At 71.0% G+C, this 17,638-nt stretch carries 22 protein-coding genes; 12 read left to right on the top strand and 10 right to left on the bottom strand.

The window, feature by feature from the left end:
- The first annotated feature begins 72 nt into the window (after nt 1-72).
- The 3 genes from VGN74_RS01940 to VGN74_RS01950 all read left to right on the top strand — a co-directional run bounded on the left by VGN74_RS01940 (nt 73) and on the right by VGN74_RS01950 (nt 1,599).
- Nucleotides 73-414, top strand: coding sequence for a hypothetical protein (locus VGN74_RS01940; protein WP_175359416.1), 342 nt, complete (start codon nt 73-75; stop codon nt 412-414).
- Between the two features lie 117 nt (nt 415-531).
- Complete coding sequence (locus tag VGN74_RS01945; protein WP_327445680.1) at nt 532-927, top strand: hypothetical protein; 396 nt, start codon at nt 532-534, stop codon at nt 925-927.
- A gap of 42 nt (nt 928-969) precedes the next feature.
- A complete protein-coding gene (locus tag VGN74_RS01950; protein ID WP_327445681.1) occupies nt 970-1,599 on the top strand; it encodes a helix-turn-helix transcriptional regulator in 630 nt (209 codons plus the stop codon).
- A 15-nt stretch (nt 1,600-1,614) separates the two neighbouring features.
- On the opposite strand, the gene VGN74_RS01955 is transcribed toward VGN74_RS01950, so the two are convergent.
- From VGN74_RS01955 to VGN74_RS01965, 3 genes are all read right to left on the bottom strand, one after another.
- The gene (locus VGN74_RS01955; RefSeq protein ID WP_327445682.1) at nt 1,615-2,088 is read right to left on the bottom strand and encodes an SH3 domain-containing protein; all 474 of its coding nucleotides are present in this window, start codon (nt 2,086-2,088) and stop codon (nt 1,615-1,617) included.
- Between the two features lie 320 nt (nt 2,089-2,408).
- Entirely contained in the window at nt 2,409-4,076 is a 1,668-nt protein-coding gene (locus tag VGN74_RS01960) for a lysine--tRNA ligase (protein ID WP_327445683.1), read from the bottom strand.
- Between the two features lie 323 nt (nt 4,077-4,399).
- Nucleotides 4,400-6,169, bottom strand: coding sequence for an ABC transporter transmembrane domain-containing protein (locus tag VGN74_RS01965; RefSeq protein ID WP_327445820.1), 1,770 nt, complete (start codon nt 6,167-6,169; stop codon nt 4,400-4,402).
- Between the two features lie 233 nt (nt 6,170-6,402).
- Here VGN74_RS01965 and rpmE point away from each other — a divergent pair, with 233 nt between their 5' ends.
- A complete protein-coding gene (rpmE, locus tag VGN74_RS01970; RefSeq protein WP_175359410.1) occupies nt 6,403-6,627 on the top strand; it encodes a 50S ribosomal protein L31 in 225 nt (74 codons plus the stop codon).
- A gap of 147 nt (nt 6,628-6,774) precedes the next feature.
- A complete protein-coding gene (locus tag VGN74_RS01975; RefSeq protein WP_327445684.1) occupies nt 6,775-8,343 on the top strand; it encodes a L,D-transpeptidase family protein in 1,569 nt (522 codons plus the stop codon).
- A gap of 51 nt (nt 8,344-8,394) precedes the next feature.
- On the opposite strand, the gene VGN74_RS01980 is transcribed toward VGN74_RS01975, so the two are convergent.
- A complete protein-coding gene (locus tag VGN74_RS01980) occupies nt 8,395-8,901 on the bottom strand; it encodes a DUF1465 family protein (protein WP_327445685.1) in 507 nt (168 codons plus the stop codon).
- Between the two features lie 108 nt (nt 8,902-9,009).
- Nucleotides 9,010-9,213 (bottom strand): DUF1192 domain-containing protein, encoded by a 204-nt coding sequence (locus tag VGN74_RS01985; protein ID WP_327445686.1) that lies wholly within the window; start codon nt 9,211-9,213, stop codon nt 9,010-9,012.
- A 101-nt stretch (nt 9,214-9,314) separates the two neighbouring features.
- On the opposite strand from VGN74_RS01985, the gene VGN74_RS01990 reads away from it, so the two are divergent.
- Nucleotides 9,315-10,286, top strand: a complete 972-nt coding sequence (locus VGN74_RS01990; protein ID WP_327445687.1) for an NAD(P)H-quinone oxidoreductase — start codon at nt 9,315-9,317, stop codon at nt 10,284-10,286.
- A gap of 1 nt (nt 10,287) precedes the next feature.
- Here VGN74_RS01990 and VGN74_RS01995 read toward each other — a convergent pair whose 3' ends face one another.
- A complete protein-coding gene (locus tag VGN74_RS01995; protein ID WP_327445688.1) occupies nt 10,288-11,181 on the bottom strand; it encodes a beta/gamma crystallin-related protein in 894 nt (297 codons plus the stop codon).
- Between the two features lie 202 nt (nt 11,182-11,383).
- Between VGN74_RS01995 and VGN74_RS02000 the strand changes: the two genes are divergently transcribed.
- A complete protein-coding gene (locus VGN74_RS02000; RefSeq protein WP_327445689.1) occupies nt 11,384-12,067 on the top strand; it encodes a DUF1013 domain-containing protein in 684 nt (227 codons plus the stop codon).
- Between the two features lie 99 nt (nt 12,068-12,166).
- Here the strand turns inward: VGN74_RS02000 and VGN74_RS02005 are convergent, their stop codons facing one another.
- Nucleotides 12,167-12,340: a YdcH family protein gene (locus VGN74_RS02005; protein ID WP_175359402.1), complete on the bottom strand. Its 174-nt coding sequence runs from the start codon at nt 12,338-12,340 to the stop codon at nt 12,167-12,169.
- Nucleotides 12,341-12,468: 128 nt separating this feature from the next.
- On the opposite strand from VGN74_RS02005, the gene VGN74_RS02010 reads away from it, so the two are divergent.
- The 3 genes from VGN74_RS02010 to VGN74_RS02020 are packed head-to-tail and all read left to right on the top strand — an operon-like array spanning nt 12,469 to nt 13,795.
- Entirely contained in the window at nt 12,469-13,059 is a 591-nt protein-coding gene (locus tag VGN74_RS02010; RefSeq protein ID WP_327445821.1) for a UbiX family flavin prenyltransferase, read from the top strand.
- A 4-nt stretch (nt 13,060-13,063) separates the two neighbouring features.
- Nucleotides 13,064-13,531: a TIGR02444 family protein gene (locus VGN74_RS02015; protein WP_327445690.1), complete on the top strand. Its 468-nt coding sequence runs from the start codon at nt 13,064-13,066 to the stop codon at nt 13,529-13,531.
- A 39-nt stretch (nt 13,532-13,570) separates the two neighbouring features.
- Nucleotides 13,571-13,795, top strand: coding sequence for a YdcH family protein (locus VGN74_RS02020; RefSeq protein ID WP_175359405.1), 225 nt, complete (start codon nt 13,571-13,573; stop codon nt 13,793-13,795).
- A gap of 127 nt (nt 13,796-13,922) precedes the next feature.
- Here the strand turns inward: VGN74_RS02020 and VGN74_RS02025 are convergent, their stop codons facing one another.
- Nucleotides 13,923-14,489: a GGDEF domain-containing protein gene (locus tag VGN74_RS02025; RefSeq protein ID WP_327445691.1), complete on the bottom strand. Its 567-nt coding sequence runs from the start codon at nt 14,487-14,489 to the stop codon at nt 13,923-13,925.
- A gap of 119 nt (nt 14,490-14,608) precedes the next feature.
- Between VGN74_RS02025 and purE the strand changes: the two genes are divergently transcribed.
- Entirely contained in the window at nt 14,609-15,112 is a 504-nt protein-coding gene (gene purE, locus VGN74_RS02030; RefSeq protein WP_327445692.1) for a 5-(carboxyamino)imidazole ribonucleotide mutase, read from the top strand.
- Nucleotides 15,113-16,225, top strand: a complete 1,113-nt coding sequence (locus VGN74_RS02035; RefSeq protein ID WP_414643515.1) for a 5-(carboxyamino)imidazole ribonucleotide synthase — start codon at nt 15,113-15,115, stop codon at nt 16,223-16,225.
- On the opposite strand, the gene VGN74_RS02040 is transcribed toward VGN74_RS02035, so the two are convergent.
- Complete coding sequence (locus VGN74_RS02040) at nt 16,182-16,796, bottom strand: SOS response-associated peptidase family protein (RefSeq protein ID WP_327445693.1); 615 nt, start codon at nt 16,794-16,796, stop codon at nt 16,182-16,184. The two genes, VGN74_RS02035 and VGN74_RS02040, sit on opposite strands and share 44 nt — an antisense overlap.
- Nucleotides 16,796-17,476 (bottom strand): COQ9 family protein, encoded by a 681-nt coding sequence (locus tag VGN74_RS02045; RefSeq protein WP_327445694.1) that lies wholly within the window; start codon nt 17,474-17,476, stop codon nt 16,796-16,798. The genes VGN74_RS02040 and VGN74_RS02045 overlap by 1 nt, the downstream gene beginning before the upstream one ends.
- Between the last annotated feature and the right edge of the window lie 162 nt (nt 17,477-17,638).

Below are 17,638 nucleotides of genomic sequence, written 5' to 3' on the forward strand. Positions count from 1 at the left end.
AACGTAAACATCGCTTCTGACGTGCATCCGTGCGTGTTAAGACTTCCTTTACTTGTGAAGGAGGGCTTACCCATGGACAAGAATGAAGTCGTCGCCGGCCTGGCCGGTGATCTTTACGCGGCCGAAGCGGCCGTCGACGAGGCGATCGTCAAGGCGACGACGCTGGTGCAGGCGATGATCGCCGCCCGCACCGAGCTGTCCGTGGCCGCGACCGTCGGCGCCGGCGCCCAGGCCAAGGCGATGGAGTCGCTGGCCGCCCTCGGCCAGGCCCGCGAGGCCGTCACCGCCGCCCACACCGAAATGGCCAAGGACCACCGCCGCATGGGCTGGGGCGTCTACGCCGCCGGTCCCGTCAACAAGCCGCCGGAAGACGGCCGCCCGATCGAGATCGTCAATCGGATCCGCGCCGCTTAAATCGGCGTAATGTAGATCATCGCCGTTTATCGGCGGCCCGATTGAGTGCAATATGGCCCCCTGGTTGCTGACCAGGGGGCTTTTTTGTTCGATACGCTATACGCGCAGGTTGGCGCCGTGCTGATGGTCGCGGTAAGCGCGTTTGCGTTCCTCAAGGGCGACGACGCCGAGCGGATTGGCGCTGGAACATATCTCTTCGCCTGGTTTGCGACCCTGCTGCTTCAGGACGAGTTGAGCCTGTACCAGTCTGGCATATTCCTGTTCCTTATTGACGCGGGAGTGCTGATCACCTTCATCGCGTTGTCATGGAAAGCCCAGAACACATGGCCGGTCTGGGCTGCCTGCCTTCAACTCCTGCCTGTTTTGAGCCATCTACTTGCTCGGATAGACATCCGCCCCCCCGCGTGGTCGTTCTACGCCATCCAGAATCTGGCCAGCATCGGCATCCTCGTGGCCATTGCGGCCGGGACCTTCTGGGTCTGGCAGGAGCGGCGCGCGGCGGGCTTTGAATAGGCGCGAATTCCTATAGCCTGCCCGGCGACCTCCGGAGTCGCCATGCCGCTCAGCCACAGCCAGATCTGGTCCGGCCTCGACGCCCTCGCCCGGCGCGAGGGGCTGACGCCGTCCGGCCTGGCGCGCCGGGCCGGGCTGGACCCGACCGCCTTCAATCCTTCGAAGCGCCTCGGGCCCGGGCCTGCGGCGCGGCCGCGCTGGCCGTCGACCGAGAGCCTCGCCGCCGTGCTGGACGTCACCGGCCTCAGCCTGGGGGCGTTCGCCGCCCTCGCCCGGGATGGGGGGCCCGCCCCGACCACGCCCCTGCTGGGCATGGCCCAGGCCGGCCGGGACGGCTTCTTCGACGAGGCCGGCTTCCCGGCGGGCGAGTGGGAGGCCATGCCCCTGCCCGCCCCGGCGCCGGAGCGCTTCGCCCTGCGCATCGTCGGCGACTCGATGCTGCCCCTCTACCGCGAGGGCGACACGGTGATTGTCGATCGCGGCGAGACGCGGCTTCGGGCCGGCGACCGGGTGGTGGCGCGGACCCGAAGCGGGGAAGTGATGGCCAAGGTGCTGGGCCGACGGACGGCGCGCAGCGTCACGCTGGAGTCGATCAATCCGGCCCATGCGCCCCGCACCCTGCCGCTGGGGGAGATCGACTGGCTGGCCCGTATCGTCTGGGCCAGCCAGTAGCCTCATGCCGACGGATCAGTAGCGCGTCACGTGGCGGGCGCTGACCCAGCCCCCGCCGGCGATCTGAACCCATTCCCCCTGCGAGCCCACGGCCGTGAAGCCCTGGCCGGCGCGCAGGCTGCCGACCTGGCGGTAGCCCGTGCCCGGCCCCGAGCGGATCCGCAGGTTCGAGGCGGCGCGGTACATGTCCGCCGGGGCCTGGGCGGCCGCCCGCGCCCGTTGCTGCTGGCAGCCGATGTAGGAGCCGGCCGCAGCGCCGGCGCCGGCGCCGACCACGGCCCCGAGCGTGCGCTCATTGTCCGAAATCTGGCTGCCGGCCAGACCGCCGACGACGGCCCCGATCAGGGCGCCGGCGCGCTGGCGGCCGCCAGGGGCCTCGCAGTTGGTCACGCCATTGGCCTGCTGGGCCAACACGGGCGCGGGGGCGGCGATCACCAGCGGCAGCGCCAGGGCGGCGGCGGCGACGGCGGCGGAAATGGTCTTCGACATGGCGGGTCTCCTGTCCTCTCGTTGTCGATGAGGGGAGAATGCCCGGCCCGACCTGAAGGCTCCGCCAGCGCGACCGTCAGCCGCCGTTCATGTTGCGCGAGCGCTGGAGCGTGACGCCTGAGCTGACCGTCGCTGGTTCCTCACAGCGAGCACAGCGAGGCACAGAGAACACGACGGGACCTGGGGGGCGGCGCGCGAAGCGCCTTTCCTGCTGGCCGGGGGACGAAGGCGCCGCCGGCGCGAAGGGCGCGACCTCGTTGTGTCCTCTGTGGCTTGTCTTCGCTGTGCCCGTTGTGATCCCTTCTTCCGAACAGGCTGCCTCAGGCCAGCTGGCCCTCCGCCCCCGTCTCGATCAGGGCGATGGTCTGGGGCAGGCCGTAGATGGCGGCGAAGGAGCCGAAGCGCGGGCCCTGGGTCTGGCCCAGCAGCACCTCGTACAGGGCCGCGAACCAGGCCCGAAGCGGGTCGAAGCCATGGTCCTTGCCCACCGCATAGACCTCGTTCTGGATCGTCTCGCCGTCGGAGGTATCGGCCGGCAGGGCCTTGAGCCGCGCCGCCAGATCCATCAGCGCCGCCTTCTCCATGTCCGTCGGGGCCCGATAGGCCTTCGCCGGCTTCACGAAGTCCTCGTAGTAGTTCAGCGCATAGCCCATCAGCCGGTCGAGCAGCGGCTCGGTTTCCGGCGTCGCCCCGGGCAGATAGCGGGCGAAATAGGCCCACAGCGCCGCCTTGTCCGAGGCGTTGGCCACCCCGACCAGATTGAGCAGCAGGGCGAAGGACACCGGCGAGGCCTGGGCCGGCGGGGCGCCGGCGTGGATCGACCAGACCGGATTGTCGATCTGCTTCTCCGGCGGCTGCGCCGGGTACATCTCGATGTGCTGCAGATAGTCGTCGGTGGCGCGCGGGATGACGTCGAAGTGCAGCTTCTTGGCCGACTTCGGCGACTGGAACATGTACCAGCTCAGGCTCTCCGGCGCGCCGTAGCGCAGCCACTGCTCCATGGTCAGGCCGTTGCCCTTGGACTTGGAGATCTTCTGGCCGTGTTCGTCGAGGAAGAGCTCGTAGTTGAAGCCCTCCGGCGGCGTGCCGCCCAGGGCGCGGCAGACCTTCGAGGACACCTTGACCGAGTCGATCAGGTCCTTGCCCGACATCTCGTAGTCGACGTCCAGCGCGGTCCAGCGCATGGCCCAGTCGGGCTTCCACTGCAGCTTCACGTGGCCGCCGGTGACCGGGACCTCGGCGCGCGACCCGTCCTCGTCCTCGAACACGATCGTGCCCTTCGCGACGTTTCGCTCCAGCGTCGGGACCTGCAGCACCCGGCCGGTCGAGGGGCTGACCGGCAGGAAGGGCGAATAGGTGGCGCGCCGGTCCGGCCCCAGCGTCGGCAGCATGATCGCCTGGACGGCATCGAACCGCTCCAGCAGGGTCAGCAGGGTCGCGTCGAACATGCCCGAGCGGTAGCAGTCGGTGGACGACAGGAACTCGTAGTCGAATCCGAAGCTGTCGAGGAAGGCGCGCAGCCGGGCATTGTTGTGCCGGCCGAAGCTGTCGTGGGTGCCGAACGGATCGCGCACGACCGTCAGCGGCTTGCCCAGATCCTCGGTCAGCATCTCCGGATTGGGGATGCCGTCGGGCACCTTGCGCAGCCCGTCCATGTCGTCCGAGAAGGCCACCAGCCGGGTCGGCCAGTGGTCGCCGGTCAGGGCGCGGAAGGCCGTCCGCACCATGGTCGTGCGGGCCACCTCGCCGAAGGTGCCCATGTGCGGCAGGCCCGAGGGCCCGTAGCCGGTCTCCAGCACCACCGGCCGCCGAAGCGGCTCATACAAACGCAGCGCCTCGTCGGCCTTGCCCTGCTCGATCAGGATTCTCGCGCCGATCGCATCGTCCTTAGGCAGCCGCTTGGCCAGCACATGGGTCAGCAGGTTGCGCGCCTGTTCAAAGGGCCAGGCGCGCGCAGCGAAGGCGCGGTCGACGAGATCGGTCAGCATGGCTCAGGCTTTGCGGCGGGGAACGCCTGCGGTCAATGGGCGCGGCCGCTGAACGGCTCGGTTGAAGCGGGCCGCGCCCGCGCCTTGCTGGTGTGGCGACCGTCGAAGTTTCATCACAACGAACACAGCGAAAGGCACAGAGGACACAGCGGCGTGGCGGCGCTGCGCCGCACGCGCCTTTTCCGTCTCTCGCGATCGACACCACGGCGCTTCGCGCACCGCTGCACAGGTCCCGTTGTGCCCGCTGTGACCTCGCTGTGGTCGCTGTGATCCCTTGATGAGACCACCCGCCGGCTGGGGGCGCGGACGCGGCCAGCTTCCCCTTACGCCGCGCGGAACTGCAGCTCGGCGAGGCGGGCGTAGAGACCGCCCTTCGCCACCAGCTCGGCGTGGGTGCCCTCCTCCACCACCCGCCCCTCGTCCATGACGACGATGCGGTCGGCGCGCAGCACGGTGGCAAGGCGGTGGGCGATCACGAGGGTGGTGCGTTCGCCCATGGCCTGGTCCAGCGCCGCCTGCACCAGCTGTTCGTTCTCGGCGTCGAGCGCGCTGGTGGCCTCGTCGAGCAGCAGGATCGGCGCATGGCGGATCAGGGCCCGGGCGATGGCCAGACGCTGGCGCTGGCCGCCGGACAGGCTCTTGGCCCGCTCGCCCAGCGGCGTGTCGAAACCTTCCGGCAGGGCGTCGAGGAAGGCCGTGGCCTGGGCCTTGCCGGCGACCTCGCGCACCTCCTCCAGCGTCGCGTCCTCGCGGCCGAAGCGGATGTTCTCCGCCGCCGAACCGGAGAACAGCGGCGTCTCCTGGCTGACCCAGGCGAAGCGGCCGCGCACCTCGGCCGGATCGGCCTGACGCACATCGACGCCATCCACCGCAACGGCCCCGCCGTCCGGGTCATAGAAGCGCAGCAGCAGCCGGAAGACCGTCGACTTGCCGGCGCCGGACGGCCCGACCAGCGCCACGGTCTCACCGGGCCGGACCGTCAGGTCGAGGCCCTTGAGCGCCGGCAGGTCCGGCCGGCCCGGATAGGCGAAGCGCACGCCGGCGAGAGCGATCTCGCCCCGCGGTGGCGACGGCAGGGCGATGGGCGTCTCCGGGGCGGCGATGGTCGGGACGCTGCGCATTAGTTCGTCGATACGCTCCATCGCCCCGGCGGCCTTCTGCACCTCGCCCCAGCTCTCACCGAGCGCGCCCACGGCGCCGGCGGCGAACACCGACAGCAGCACGAACTGCAGCAGGGCCCCGGGCGTCAGCACCCCGGCGACCACGTCGCGCGCGCCCAGCCACAGAACAAAGGAGACGCCGCCGAACATGACCATGATGATCAGCCCGGTCATGACGGAGCGGGCCTTCATGCGGTCAAGGCTGGCGGCGAAGGCCTGCTCCACCGAGGCGCCGAAGCGGGCGATGACGCTGGGCTCGCGACCGAAGGCCTGCACCGTCTCGATGGCGTCGACGCTCTCGCCCGCGAGGCCGACCGCGCCGGCGAAGCGGTCCTGGCTGGCCACGGTCAGGCGGCGCACGACCCGGCCGAACAGGAACAGCGGCAGGATGGTCGCGGGGGCCAGCACCGAGATGAACAGGGTCAGCTTCGGATTGACGAAGAACAGCAGGATCACCGCCCCGATCATGGTGATCAGGTTGCGCAGGGCGAAGGAGACCGAGGTGGTCAGCAGGGTCTCGACCAGCTGGATGTCGGTGGTCAGGCGCGACAGCACCTCGCCGGTGCGGATCCGCGCGTAGAAGCTGGGGTCCAGCGTCATGACGCGCCCGAACAGGGCCCGCCGGACGTCGGCGATGACCCGCTCGCCCGTCTTGGTGACGTAGAAGTAGCGGATCGCCGTGGCCAGGGCGAGGAACAGGGCGTTTGCGCCCAGCAGGGCGAACCACAGGTTCAGCCGGGCCCCGCCGTCGTCGAAGCCCTGGTCAATGGCCCCGCGCGCCGTGGCCGTCAGCCCCAGCGAGGCGGCGCTGGAGGCCAGCAGCCAGAACAGGGCGATGGCCAGATCGGCCTTGTGTTTGAGGGCGAAGGGCAGAAGCCGGGCCAGCGGCCGGATGTCCCGCCGCCGGGCGCGCTTCTCGCCGGCCTCGGTCATGCGTTCCGTGAGGGTCTCGCCCTCTCCCGGACGGTCGCGCAGGTCCGGAGCCCGCAGGGGCCCGGTGCGGGCGGCTTCGGTGGCGGACGGTTCAGCGCTCATGGCCGGGCCTCTTGCCTGATCCGGACCTGCGGTGTAAACGCCCGCGCTCCTCCCGTCGTCCCATCGGCGGGTTTTCTCATTCAGCGCATTGACGGTCGGAATCGTCGCCGCGCGCCAAGGGCCCGATCGACATGAAGCCGGATATCCACCCGAACTACCACTTCATCACCGTCACCCTGCCGGACGGCTCGAGCTACCAGACCCGCTCGACCTACGGGAAGGAAGGCGACAACCTGAGCCTCGACATCGACCCGTCGACGCACCCGGCCTGGACCGGCGGCAACCAGCAGCTGATGGACCGCGGCGGCCGCGTGTCGCGCTTCAACAACAAGTTCGGCGGCTTCATCAAGAAGTAAGCGCGAAAGCGCGACTTCGCCGCAACAGACAGGCGCCGGTCCCCGCGACCGGCGCTTTTTGTTTGTCCGGAACGCCGTTAATCTTCGATACGTTAGGCGGAGCGGCCCAGGCCGCACGCGTTCACGAGCGACACAGGCAGGCCGGACATGAATCGACGCGACCTCGGGCTCGGCGCCGCCGCAGCGGCTCTGGCGAGCGTCCTGTCCGGCCGCGCCTTCGCCCAGTCGGCCCAGCCGTATACGACTGCGCCCGCCTCGCCCGAGGCGGCGGCCTATCTCGCGCAGGTGGCCCGTCTGCCGGCGGAGATCCGGGACGACGTGCGCGCTGTCTACGAGATGGGGGGCTGGCGGCCCCTGTGGACGCCGGCGCGTGTGCGCGCCCTCGGCGATGTCTCGACCCGGGCCGAGCGCCACGGCCTGTCCGGAAATGACTTCTTCGACTTCGTCGGCCTGGCGGCGGACCCGGCGACCACCGATGTCCGCACCACCGCCGCCGCCCTGACCTACGCGAGGGTGCTGGCCGAAGGCCGCGTCCGGCCCGAGACGGTCGAAGAGCTGTGGGAGATGCGCAAGAACCGCGTCGACCTGACCGGCGGCCTGACCGACGCCCTGGCCCGCGACCGGCTGCTGGACTGGTTCGAGAGCCTTGCGCCAACCGACATCGGCTACAGCAACCTGTCGGCCGGCTACGTCCGCTACCGCCGGATGATCGCCGCCGGCGGCGGCTGGCCGGCCTTCCCGTCAGGCCCGACCCTGGAGCCGTTCGCCGACGACGCCCGCGTGCCGGCGCTCATCGCCCGGCTGGCGGCAGAAGGCGATCTGGCCCGCGACCGCGCCGCCGGCCTGGCCGGGACGACCACCTACACGGCTGAGCTCGTGGAAGCCGTTCGCGGCTTCCAGGTGCGCCATGGCCTCGCCGCCGACGGCCGCATCGGCCAGGGCACCCAGCGCTCCCTGTCCGCCTCGGCCGAGGACCGGGCCCGTCAGATCGCCCTGAACCTCGAGCGCCGCCGCTGGCTCGCCCGCGACGTGGCGCCGGAGCGCATCGAGGTGAACACCGCCGCCGCCATCATGGTCTACTGGAAGGACGGCCGGCCGGTACACTCGAACCGCGTCGTCGTCGGCACCCCGGCCAACCAGACGCCCAGTCTCGAAAAGCCGTTCGCCTCGGTGGTCGCCAACCCGCCCTGGTATGTGCCGGCCTCGATCGCGCGGGCCGAGATCCTTCCGCGGGGCCCGGCCTATCTGGCCGCCAACAACATGTTCATCTCGAACGGCACGGTGATCCAGCGCGCCGGCCCGACCGCCGCGCTCGGCTTCGTCAAGTTCGAGCTGCGCGACAGCTACGCCATCTTCCTGCACGACACCCCGGCCAAGGCGGCCTTCGCCAATGCCTATCGCCACCGGAGCCATGGCTGCGTGCGGGTCCAGGACGCGGTGGAGTTCGCCCGCCTGCTGCTGTCGCCCGATCCCGAGCGGCTGGCGACGTTCGACCGGGCCCAGGTCACGCGCGAGACGCGCCGCGTCACCACGGGCCGCGAAATCAGCGTCCGCCTGCTCTACTGGACCGCGTTCGTGGACGGCCAGGGCCGGGTCGCGTTCCGCGAAGACGTCTATGATCGGGACAACCGACTGGCCCAGGCGCTCGGCATCGCCGTCAACCTGCCGCGTCCGGTGGATGACGGCCGGGCCGACGTCAACGACGTCGGACCCTGAGCCTGCCTCATCGGTGAGGGTCGGCCACGGCCGTCCGGCCGCGAGCCAGGGTCAGCCGCGAAACGCGGCCTCGAGCCGGCCAAGCTGGGCCAGCACCGGGTTGGGCGTGTCCGCCTCCGGCGCTTCGAGGTACATGCGGCGGTCGAGGTGGGCGATACGGTCGTGCAGGCGCTCGGCCCGGACGCAGTACTCGACCAGGGCGATCGGCAGCTCCAACGACCCCGGCTCGGATTCCGGGGCGCGTTCTTCCAGCCGGTAACGGGGATCGCAGGCGGCGTCCGGCGACATGTCGCCCTCGCGCACGGCGCGCTGCACCAGCAGCCAGGAGGCGATGCGCATCAGGCGCGTCGTCAGCTTCATGCTCTGGGCGGCATAGGCCAGCGCCCCGGCGCGGGACAGCAGCTTGGCCTCGCGGCGCCCTTCCCCGTCCAGATAGTCGGCGGTCTCCTCGACCAGCTCCATCCCCTCGCGGAAGGTGCGCTCGAACAGCTCCGAGGCGGCGAAATCGGCCACCAGAGCGATGCGCGGCGAGGTCGGGGACGCGACGTCGTGGGTCATCGAGGGGATCATAGGCATGGCCGGGGCCGAACTCCAGAGGCGGGACAGACGCCCGCGAGGTAAGGTCAGGGCTGCAACGCCCGTGCCACCCGGTTTGTGCCGTCGTGGTCAGCCGCCGAAATTGAAAAAGGCGTCGGCGGCCGACCGTTTGGCGGACTTGGTCTCGATCGCGGCGCGGGTCCGGGCGATCTCCGCCTCAAGCGTGGCGATGCGCGCCTTGAGATCCGCCACCGCATAGGGATCCAGGTCCTCGCGGATCAGCGCCGTCACGACGTCGCGCGCCGGGCGCGGCTCCAGGTCCTCGAACGACATGGCGACCTCCTCATCACGCCGTGGCGCCGTCGCGGGCCACGGCCTATTTCAACGCCGGGAGGCGGTCGTTGACAACCGCCAAGGCATCCGGGGACGGACAGATGCGCGTGATCGAGATCGAGGGCGGACGTGGTCCCGCCGCCGCCCTTCGTCTGGCCGAGCGCCCTACCCCTGCGCCGGGCCCCGGCGAAGTGCGGCTGCGTGTGCGGGCCGCCGGGGTCAACCGTCCCGATCTGCTGCAGCGCGAGGGCCTCTACCCGCCCCCGCCGGGCGCCCCGGACATTCTGGGTCTTGAGGCGGCGGGCGAGGTCGATGCGCTCGGCGAGGGCGTTAGCGGCTGGCAGGCGGGCGACCGGGTCTGCGCCCTGCTCGGCGGCGGCGGCTATGCCGAATACGCCGTGGTCGACGCCCGCTGCCTGCTGCCGGTCCCGGACGATCTGGATTTCGTCGCCGCTGCGGCCCTGCCGGAGACCCTGCTCACCGTCTGGGCCAATGTCTTCGAGGCCGGGGCGCTCGCACCGGGGGAAACGCTTCTGGTGCACGGGGCGACGAGCGGCATCGGCGTCACGGCCATCCAGATGGCCAAGGCCGCCGGCGCGCGGGTGATCGCGACCTCCCGCGGCGCCGCGAAGACGACGGCGGCCCTGGCCCTCGGGGCCGATGTCAGTCTCGACGCCACGGCGCCCGGTTTCGACGCCGAGCTCGACGCCGCCGGGCCGGCCCACGTCATCCTCGACATGGTCGGCGGGGCCTATGCCGAGCGAAACCAGCGGGGCCTTGCCCCCGGGGGGCGCTGGGTGGTGATCGCCACCCAGGGCGGCCGGGCCGCCAACATCGACCTGATGCTGCTGATGCTGAGGCGCCAGACCCTGACCGGCTCGACCCTGCGGTCCCGACCGGCGGATGAGAAGGCCCGGCTGACGGCGGCGATCAGGGCGCAGGCCTGGCCGTGGGTCGTCTCCGGACAGGTCCGGCCGCCGATCGAGGCGACCTTCCCGCTGGCCAAGGCGCAGGACGCCCACCTCCGGCTGGAGGCGGGCGCCCATGTCGGCAAGGTCGTCCTGACCCTGTGACCTATCTGCGGCCCCGCAGCGGGCGCAGCGACGAAATGCGGTCGTTGAAGCCCGATGAGCCGAGGTTGCGGACGTCGCCGTCGAAGACCTCGCACTGGCCCGAGAAGTTGGCGTCCGTGCAGACTTCCCAGGGGCCGTTCAGCCGCATGGAGCTGATGGCGTCGTTCAGGCCGAGACGCGACAGGTTGGGAATCTCGCCCCGCAGCGTCTCGGAGTCGCCGGTGAAGTTGGCGTCGCGGTAGACGGTGATGCTGTTGCGCCCGCCGCCCCAGTTTCCACCGCCATTGCCGCCGGTCCAGCCGCCGCCGCCACCACCGCCGCCGCGCGCGGCGCGCACCGAGCTGACGCGGTCGTTGAGGCCGAAGTCGGAGAGGTTGCGCACGTCCCGGTCGATCCGCTCGCAGCGGCCGCCGAAGCGGGCGTCCTCGCAGACTTCCCAGCTGCCATTGACCCGGGCCGAAGAGGCGCGGTCGTTGAAGCTCGACAGGAAGGCCGTTTCGCCGGTCACGGTGATCGAGGCGCCGCGGAAGTCGGAGTCGGCGAAGAAGGTGATCGACGGGCTGCCGCCGCCGCCTCCACCGCCACCGCCACCGCCGCCACCACCCGGACGGTCCTCGTAGCTGCCGCGATGGCCGGCGCAGACCAGAAGGCCATTGTCATTGCCGATGTCGCTGCTGGAGCAGCGCGCCAGCTCGATCGAGGTCTCGCGCATGCGGCCTCGCGTGTCGCGGCAGTCGGCGTACAGCCGGCCCTGGTTCACATAGGCCCCGCTGCAGCTGGCCTGGTAGCTGCCCCGCGGCGCACCCCGGTTCTGGGCTTCAGCGGCGGGCGCCGCGGCGAGGCCGGCGGTCAGGGCCCCGAGGGCGGCGATGGTCATCGTCAGGGTGAGTTTCACGGTACTGGTCCCTCCATGCCCCGGTGATCCGGGATCGACGCCATTGAACATGCCACGGATGAACCTTGGCTGTCAGACGTCCTCAGATGACGTTTTCTTTGCGCCCGAGTTCGCCTATACAGAAACCTCCGCGCCCGGCCGAAAGGTCGGGCGCCGCCGTTTCCGGCGTCCGCTGACGCCGCCCACTTCGGAACCGACGATCATGACCGACATCCTGATGCCCAAGGCCACCGCGGTCTGGCTGGTCGACAACACCTCGCTGACCTTCGAGCAGATCGCCGACTTCTGCGGCCTGCACCCGCTGGAAGTGCGCGGCATCGCCGACGGCGACGTGGCCCGCGACATCCGCGGCGCCGACCCGCTGGTCAACGGCCAGCTGACCCGCGACGAGCTGGACCGCGCCCAGGCGGACTCGAACTATCGCATGAAGGCGGTGGTCAGCCGCCACGCCGAGATGCTGAAGCCGGTCAAGCCGGCCCCGCGCTACACCCCGGTGTCACGCCGTCAGGACCGCCCGGACGCCATCATGTGGTTTGTGAAGAACCACCCGGAAGTCACGGATGCGCAGATCGCCAAGCTGCTCGGCACCACCAAGGCCACCATCGAGACGGTGCGCAACCGGACCCACTGGAACGCCGCCAACATCAAGCCGGTCGATCCGGTGACCCTCGGCCTCGTCGGCCAACTGCAGCTGGACGAGACCGTGCGCAAGGCGGCCGAGAAGCGCGCTCGCGACGAGGCCCGCGAGGGTGGCCCGAGCCTGCGCCCCGTTGGCGAGGTCGAGCCCGAACCCGCGCCCGAGCCGGAGATCGAGGAAGACGACTACGACGTCCGCAGCGGCCCCGAGCCGACCGCGGAGTCGGTGTTCGGGCGCAGCGACGACTGAGCCTGACGGATCGCCAGAAACAGGACGGCCCCGGGAGACGCCTCCCGGGGCCGTTTCCATTACAGCTCGCGGCCTGTGCGGAGGCCGCGCGCCGCCGCCTCAGGGGGCCCGGGTCTCAAGCTCCTTGATCTCTTCCTTCAGCCGGAGCTTTCGACGCTTCATGTCCCGAAGCTTGAGCGAGTCCACGGAGGGGCTCTGCAGCGCCTGGTGGATCGCATCCTCCAGATTGCGGTGACGATTCCCCAGTTCGCGGATCCGAGCTTCAATGGTCATGGCTTGCGCCTCCATGTCTAAGGGACAAGAAGAGTGAGCGCCCGTAATGCCGAGCTGTGGAATCACATCCGCGTGACGTCACAGACCGACCGGACAACAGGAGCCTGACCCCGAAAATGGCCGAAGATATGAACGGAGCCGTGAGCCGGCCCCGGCTGGTGGTGGGAATCTCCGGTGCGTCCGGCGTGTCCTACGGGGTCCGGGCGCTCGAGGCGTTGCGCGATCTGGGCGTGGAGACGCATCTGGTGGCCACCCGGGCGGCGATGCTGACCCTGGCGCAGGAAACCGATCTGTCCCCGGAGGATCTGTCCGCCCGCGCCGACGTGACGCACCGGCTCGCCGACGTCGGCGCCACCATCGCCTCCGGCTCGTTCCGCACCCTCGGCATGCTGGTGGCGCCCTGCTCGGTCCGCACCATGAGCGAGATCGCCACCGGCGTGACCTCGACCCTGCTGACGCGGGCCGCGGACGTGACCCTCAAGGAGCGGCGGCCGCTGGTGCTGATGGTCCGCGAGACGCCGTTCCACCTCGGCCACCTGCGCACCATGACCCAGCTGACCGAGATGGGCGCAATCATCGCCCCGCCCCTGCCCGCCCTCTACGCCCGCCCCGCCAGCGTGGCCGAGATCATCGACCAGTCGGTCGGCCGGGCGCTCGACCTGTTCGGCCTCGACTGGACCGCCACCCGGCGCTGGCAGGGGCTGGACGCCGGAGTCTGAACGCATGACCGACCTGTGGGACTGGGCCGTCCAAGCCTATGCCGCCGAGGGCGTCCAGGCCGCCTGTCTCGACCTGCAGGATTCGGCCGACCAGGACGTGCCGCTGCTGCTCTGGGCCGCCTGGTGCGCCCGCACGGGCCGTCCGCTGGACGCCGAGACGCTGGAAGCCGCCGTCGACCTGACCCGGGCGTGGCGCGACCAGGCGATCGCCCCCCTGCGCGCCGTGCGCCAGCGTCTCAAGATCCGTCACCCGGACCTCGACGACGGCGCGCGCGAGGCCGTGCGCAGCCAGGTGAAGGCCGCGGAGCTGGCGGCGGAGAAGGCGCTCCTGCAAGGTCTGGCAGACCAGTCGCCGCCGCCGGCAGCCGCAGCTCACGACGTGCTGACGGCCCTTGCCGCCACTTCCCGCGCCTGGTCGCCCCGCGTGCCCCGGACCCTGCTGCAGACCCTCGCCGAGCGCCTTCCGGCCTGATCCCGGCTGGGGTATAAGCCGCGCTTCCCGGGACCCGCCATGAACGACGACGCCACGCCGATCGACGAGGAAACCGTCCTCCTCAGCGCCCGTGTGAAGGCGTTGCGGCAGGAGCACGCCGACATCGACGCCTCGATCGAGGCGCTCGGACGCATGCCGATCCCTGACCAGCTGCTGATCGCCCGCATGAAGCGCCGCAAGCTGTCGCTGCGCGACGAGATCGTGAAGATCGAGGCCCGCATTCTGCCGGATATCATCGCCTGAGAGGGCTTGGGGCTTGGGGCTTAGGGCTTAGGGCTTAGGGCTTAGGGCTTAGGGCTTAGGGCTTAGGGCTTAGGGTGTTGGAGGACGGCGGAACGTCAACTGCTGCCTAAGCCCTACTCACTAAGCCCTAAGCCCTACCCCTCTTGCGAACCCACATGGCGGCGTCGGCCTCGGCGAGCCAGACCTCCGGGTCGGTGTGGCCGGCAAGCACACGCACGCCGATCGATCCGCCCAGCTGGGCCTTGCGCCCTTCCCACACGAACGGGCGCTGCTGCATCGCCTCGACCAGCCGCCGGGCCTTGTCCCGTCCCTCCTCAACGCCGGCGTTGAGCATCAACAGGGCGAATTCGTCGCCTCCGAGCCGGCCGACGGCGTCGGACTCACGCACATTGGCCAGCAGCAGCTGGGCGACCTGCACCAGGGCCGCGTCCCCGGCCATGTGGCCAAAGGTGTCGTTGATGCCCTTGAAGCCGTCGAGATCCATGTAGAGCAGCACCGCGGGGACATCGTAGCGGGCGCAGTAGGCCATGGTCCGCCGCATCGCCTCGACGAAGCCGCGACGGTTCAGGGCCGGCGTCAGCACATCGTGGTCCGCCGCCGCCTCGGCCGCCTCGGCCCGCGCGGTCAGGGCCGCCACCTCGGCGCGCAGCCGGGCGATCTCCGCCATCAGGTCCTGTTCCGGCGCGTCGAGCACGGGCCCACTCCTCGCGCCGACTCACTCCGGCCTGGCGCAGCGCCAAGGTTAGCGGCCTCTGTTGCGGGCGCAACGCGGGTGCTGTAAGCGCGCGCTTTCCCTGGCGAGGAGCCCGGCGCATGGCGTCTTCGACCCCCGCATCCCGCCCGCCCGTGGCGATCATCATGGGCAGCCGGTCGGACTGGCCGACGATGAAGCTCGCGGCCGACATGCTGGAGCGACTGGGCGTGGCCTATGAGGCCCGCGTCGTCTCGGCCCACCGCACGCCGGAACGCATGTACAGCTTCGCCCGCGAGGCCGCGGACGCCGGGTTCAAGGTCATTATCGCCGGGGCCGGCGGCGCCGCCCACCTGCCGGGCATGGTGGCCTCCCTGACAACCCTGCCGGTGCTCGGCGTGCCGGTGAAGTCCAAGGCGCTGAAGGGGCTCGATTCGCTGCTCTCGATCGCCCAGATGCCCGGCGGCGTGCCGGTCGGCACCCTCGCCATCGGCGAGGCCGGGGCGACCAACGCCGGCCTGCTGGCGGCGCAGATCCTCGCCCTGTCGGATCCGGCGCTGGCCGGGCGGGTCGCCGCCCTGCGGCAGGCCCAGACCGAGTCCGTGGCCGAGACGGTCGAGGACTGAGTGACCGTCCCGCCGCGCCGCCAGCCGCCCCTCCAGCCCGGCGCCGTGATCGGCGTTCTCGGCGGCGGCCAGCTGGGCCGCATGCTGGGCGAGGCCGCCAGCCGGCTGGGCTTCGACCTGGTGGTGCTCGATCCGGAGCCGGCCAGCCCGGCCGCCCGCGTCGCGGCGCGTCAGATCACGGCCGCCTATGGCGACGCCGACGCCCTGGATGAACTCGGGCGCATCAGCGACGTCGTCACCTTCGAGTTCGAGAATGTGCCCGCTGCGTCCGTGGCGCGGCTGGCCGCCGGCGGGGCGCTGGTGGCCCCCGGCCCCCGCGCCCTCGCCACGGCCCAGGACCGGGTCGAGGAGAAGACCTTCCTGAACGCGGTCGGGGCCGCAACGGTCGACTTCCGGCCCGTGGACAGCCCGGAAGACCTGCGCCGCGCCCTGGTCGAGCTGGGCGCGCCCGCCCTGCTCAAGACCCGGCGCGAGGGCTATGACGGCAAGGGCCAGGCCTGGGTGCGCAGCGTCGACGAGGTCGAGGCGGCCTGGGCGACGGTCGGCGGCCGTCCCTCCATCCTCGAGGCCCGAGCCGATTTCCGGCGCGAGCTGTCGATCATCGCCGCCCGCGGCTGGGACGGAGCGGTCGCCATCTATCCGCTGGGCGAGAACAAGCACGCCGATGGCATCCTCCGCACCACGGTCGCCCCGGCCGCGGCGGACGCCACGACGGCGGCGGCGGCGCAGGACATCGCCGCCCGTGTGCTGAACGGCCTCGACTACGTCGGCGTCATCGGCATCGAGCTGTTCGACCTCGGCGACCGGCTGTTGGTCAACGAGATCGCCCCGCGGGTCCACAATACCGGCCACTGGACCCAGGACGGCTGCGCCTGCGACCAGTTCGAGCAGCATATCCGCGCCATCGTCGGCTGGCCGCTGGGGCCGACGACGCCCCACGTCGCCGTGGAGATGACCAATCTGCTGGGCGCGGAGGTCGAGGCCTGGCCGGGACTGGCGGCCGCGCCCGGCGCCCGCCTGCACCTCTACGGCAAGGCCGAGGCCCGCGCCGGCCGCAAGATGGGCCACGTCAACCGGCTGAAGCCGCTTTCGGCGGGCGTGGCGCGGGACTGACCACGAGGCTCCCCGCCGGCGGCGGCGCGAGCAGCACGTCGGCCGGGGCGCGGTCGAACAGCCAGTCGGCCCAGAGCGCTGCCGACACGGGCAGCACGCCGCGGTCATGGTAGGGGGCCACGTCAGGCCCCGGCGCCGCCGTCAGCAGCGAGAAGGCGTCGCCGCCCTCCCCCGCCCGCCACACGGCTGCGAGGGCGAGGAACGGCGCGTCCGGATCGCGGAAGATCCAGCGGGTCTTGGGATAGCGGTCGCCCGTGAACTCGTAGAACCCGCTGACCGGCACGAGGCACCGCCCCTGCCGCGCGCCATTGCCGAACTGACGGCCCTCGCTGCGAAAGTTGACGATCGGGCCAGCCTTCGGCTTCGGCGGCGGAAAGCCGAAGCGCATCGGCATCAGCCCAACGCGACCTTCCGCAGCCACCCGTATCGCGGGCGTCAGGTCCGTCGGCCGCACCTCCTCGACAGGCGCGAGGTTCGGCAGGCCGGCCGACAGGTCGATCGCCACGCCGACGCGTTCGAACAGGTCGACCAGCTCGCGAACGGTGAAGCGCGCCTCGAACGAGGCGCACATCAGGCGGCGTCGCCGTAGCGGAGCCGGCTCAGGGCGTCGAGGAAGCGACGGCCCGGGGCATCGAAGTCCTTGCCGGCCTTCCATTTCTCGAAGGCCATGACGTTGTCGATGCGGGCCGCGACGAAAGCCTCGGCCGCCTCTGGCCCGTCGAACCAGCGCAAGGTCATGGCCGGGATCAGGATCCCCGACAGGAGGGTGCGCTTGGAATAGTGGTTCCAGTCGGTGGCGGTGTCGCCGGCCCAGCGCCACAGGTGGTCGGCGCTCTCCCATGCCAGCTTCAGCCCGAGGTCGGCATTGCCCGGCAGGGCGAGGAAGCCGGCGCAGCGGCGCGTGGCGGCCAGGTCCGCCGCCCCGGCCTCCAGCCGGGCGGTCACCGCCCGGGCGATGCGCTCGCGAATCTTCAGGCTGCCGGCGTCGATCTCGCCCAGCGCCGCGAGCGCCCGGGCGTCGTGCCGCCGCGACAGCAGGGCCGCTAGGTCACGCGCGCCATTGGGTAAAAGCAGCTCCTGGTCCCCGAGCGACAGGCCCTCGGCGGCGCAAGCGGCCCGCACCAGCCGGGCGTTCCAGCCCAGCTCGGGGGCCAGACGCACGGCGGCGTCGAGGACGGCCTGTTCCATGGTCTCGGCCCAGTCGGGTTCCTCTCCGGCCGGGGCATTGGGCAGGTGCGGCGCATCGGTCATGGCTGCAGCATACGCCCGTCGCGCGGCGCTTTCGAGCGTCGCCGCCCCGCGCGCGACGATCTGGACAGCCCCCCCGGCATGGTGTATCCGCCCGCACTCACCCGAGAGGCGACGTCTGTCGGGAAGAGATTTCGTTTTGTCTGCCCGTCTTCCCTGATCGGA

This window comes from Brevundimonas sp., assembly GCF_035998205.1.
In the GTDB taxonomy this organism is placed as follows: domain Bacteria; phylum Pseudomonadota; class Alphaproteobacteria; order Caulobacterales; family Caulobacteraceae; genus Brevundimonas.

Bases quoted from the DNA above. Each gene is read 5' to 3' on its own strand.
- rpmE (WP_175359410.1), top strand. From the start codon at position 6,403: ATGAAGCCGGATATCCACCCGAACTACCACTTCATCACCGTCACCCTG.
- VGN74_RS01955 (WP_327445682.1), bottom strand. From the start codon at position 2,088: ATGTCGAAGACCATTTCCGCCGCCGTCGCCGCCGCCGCCCTGGCGCTG.
- VGN74_RS02040 (WP_327445693.1), bottom strand. From the start codon at position 16,796: ATGTGCGCCTCGTTCGAGGCGCGCTTCACCGTTCGCGAGCTGGTCGAC.
- VGN74_RS01985 (WP_327445686.1), bottom strand. From the start codon at position 9,213: ATGTCGTTCGAGGACCTGGAGCCGCGCCCGGCGCGCGACGTCGTGACG.
- VGN74_RS02010 (WP_327445821.1), top strand. From the start codon at position 12,469: ATGAACGGAGCCGTGAGCCGGCCCCGGCTGGTGGTGGGAATCTCCGGT.
- VGN74_RS01980 (WP_327445685.1), bottom strand. From the start codon at position 8,901: ATGACCCACGACGTCGCGTCCCCGACCTCGCCGCGCATCGCTCTGGTG.
- VGN74_RS02005 (WP_175359402.1), bottom strand. From the start codon at position 12,340: ATGACCATTGAAGCTCGGATCCGCGAACTGGGGAATCGTCACCGCAAT.
- VGN74_RS01940 (WP_175359416.1), top strand. From the start codon at position 73: ATGGACAAGAATGAAGTCGTCGCCGGCCTGGCCGGTGATCTTTACGCG.
- VGN74_RS01950 (WP_327445681.1), top strand. From the start codon at position 970: ATGCCGCTCAGCCACAGCCAGATCTGGTCCGGCCTCGACGCCCTCGCC.
- VGN74_RS01975 (WP_327445684.1), top strand. From the start codon at position 6,775: ATGAATCGACGCGACCTCGGGCTCGGCGCCGCCGCAGCGGCTCTGGCG.
- VGN74_RS01990 (WP_327445687.1), top strand. From the start codon at position 9,315: ATGCGCGTGATCGAGATCGAGGGCGGACGTGGTCCCGCCGCCGCCCTT.
- VGN74_RS02020 (WP_175359405.1), top strand. From the start codon at position 13,571: ATGAACGACGACGCCACGCCGATCGACGAGGAAACCGTCCTCCTCAGC.
- VGN74_RS02045 (WP_327445694.1), bottom strand. From the start codon at position 17,476: ATGACCGATGCGCCGCACCTGCCCAATGCCCCGGCCGGAGAGGAACCC.
- VGN74_RS01965 (WP_327445820.1), bottom strand. From the start codon at position 6,169: ATGACCGAGGCCGGCGAGAAGCGCGCCCGGCGGCGGGACATCCGGCCG.
- VGN74_RS02000 (WP_327445689.1), top strand. From the start codon at position 11,384: ATGACCGACATCCTGATGCCCAAGGCCACCGCGGTCTGGCTGGTCGAC.
- VGN74_RS02015 (WP_327445690.1), top strand. From the start codon at position 13,064: ATGACCGACCTGTGGGACTGGGCCGTCCAAGCCTATGCCGCCGAGGGC.
- purE (WP_327445692.1), top strand. From the start codon at position 14,609: ATGGCGTCTTCGACCCCCGCATCCCGCCCGCCCGTGGCGATCATCATG.
- VGN74_RS01960 (WP_327445683.1), bottom strand. From the start codon at position 4,076: ATGCTGACCGATCTCGTCGACCGCGCCTTCGCTGCGCGCGCCTGGCCC.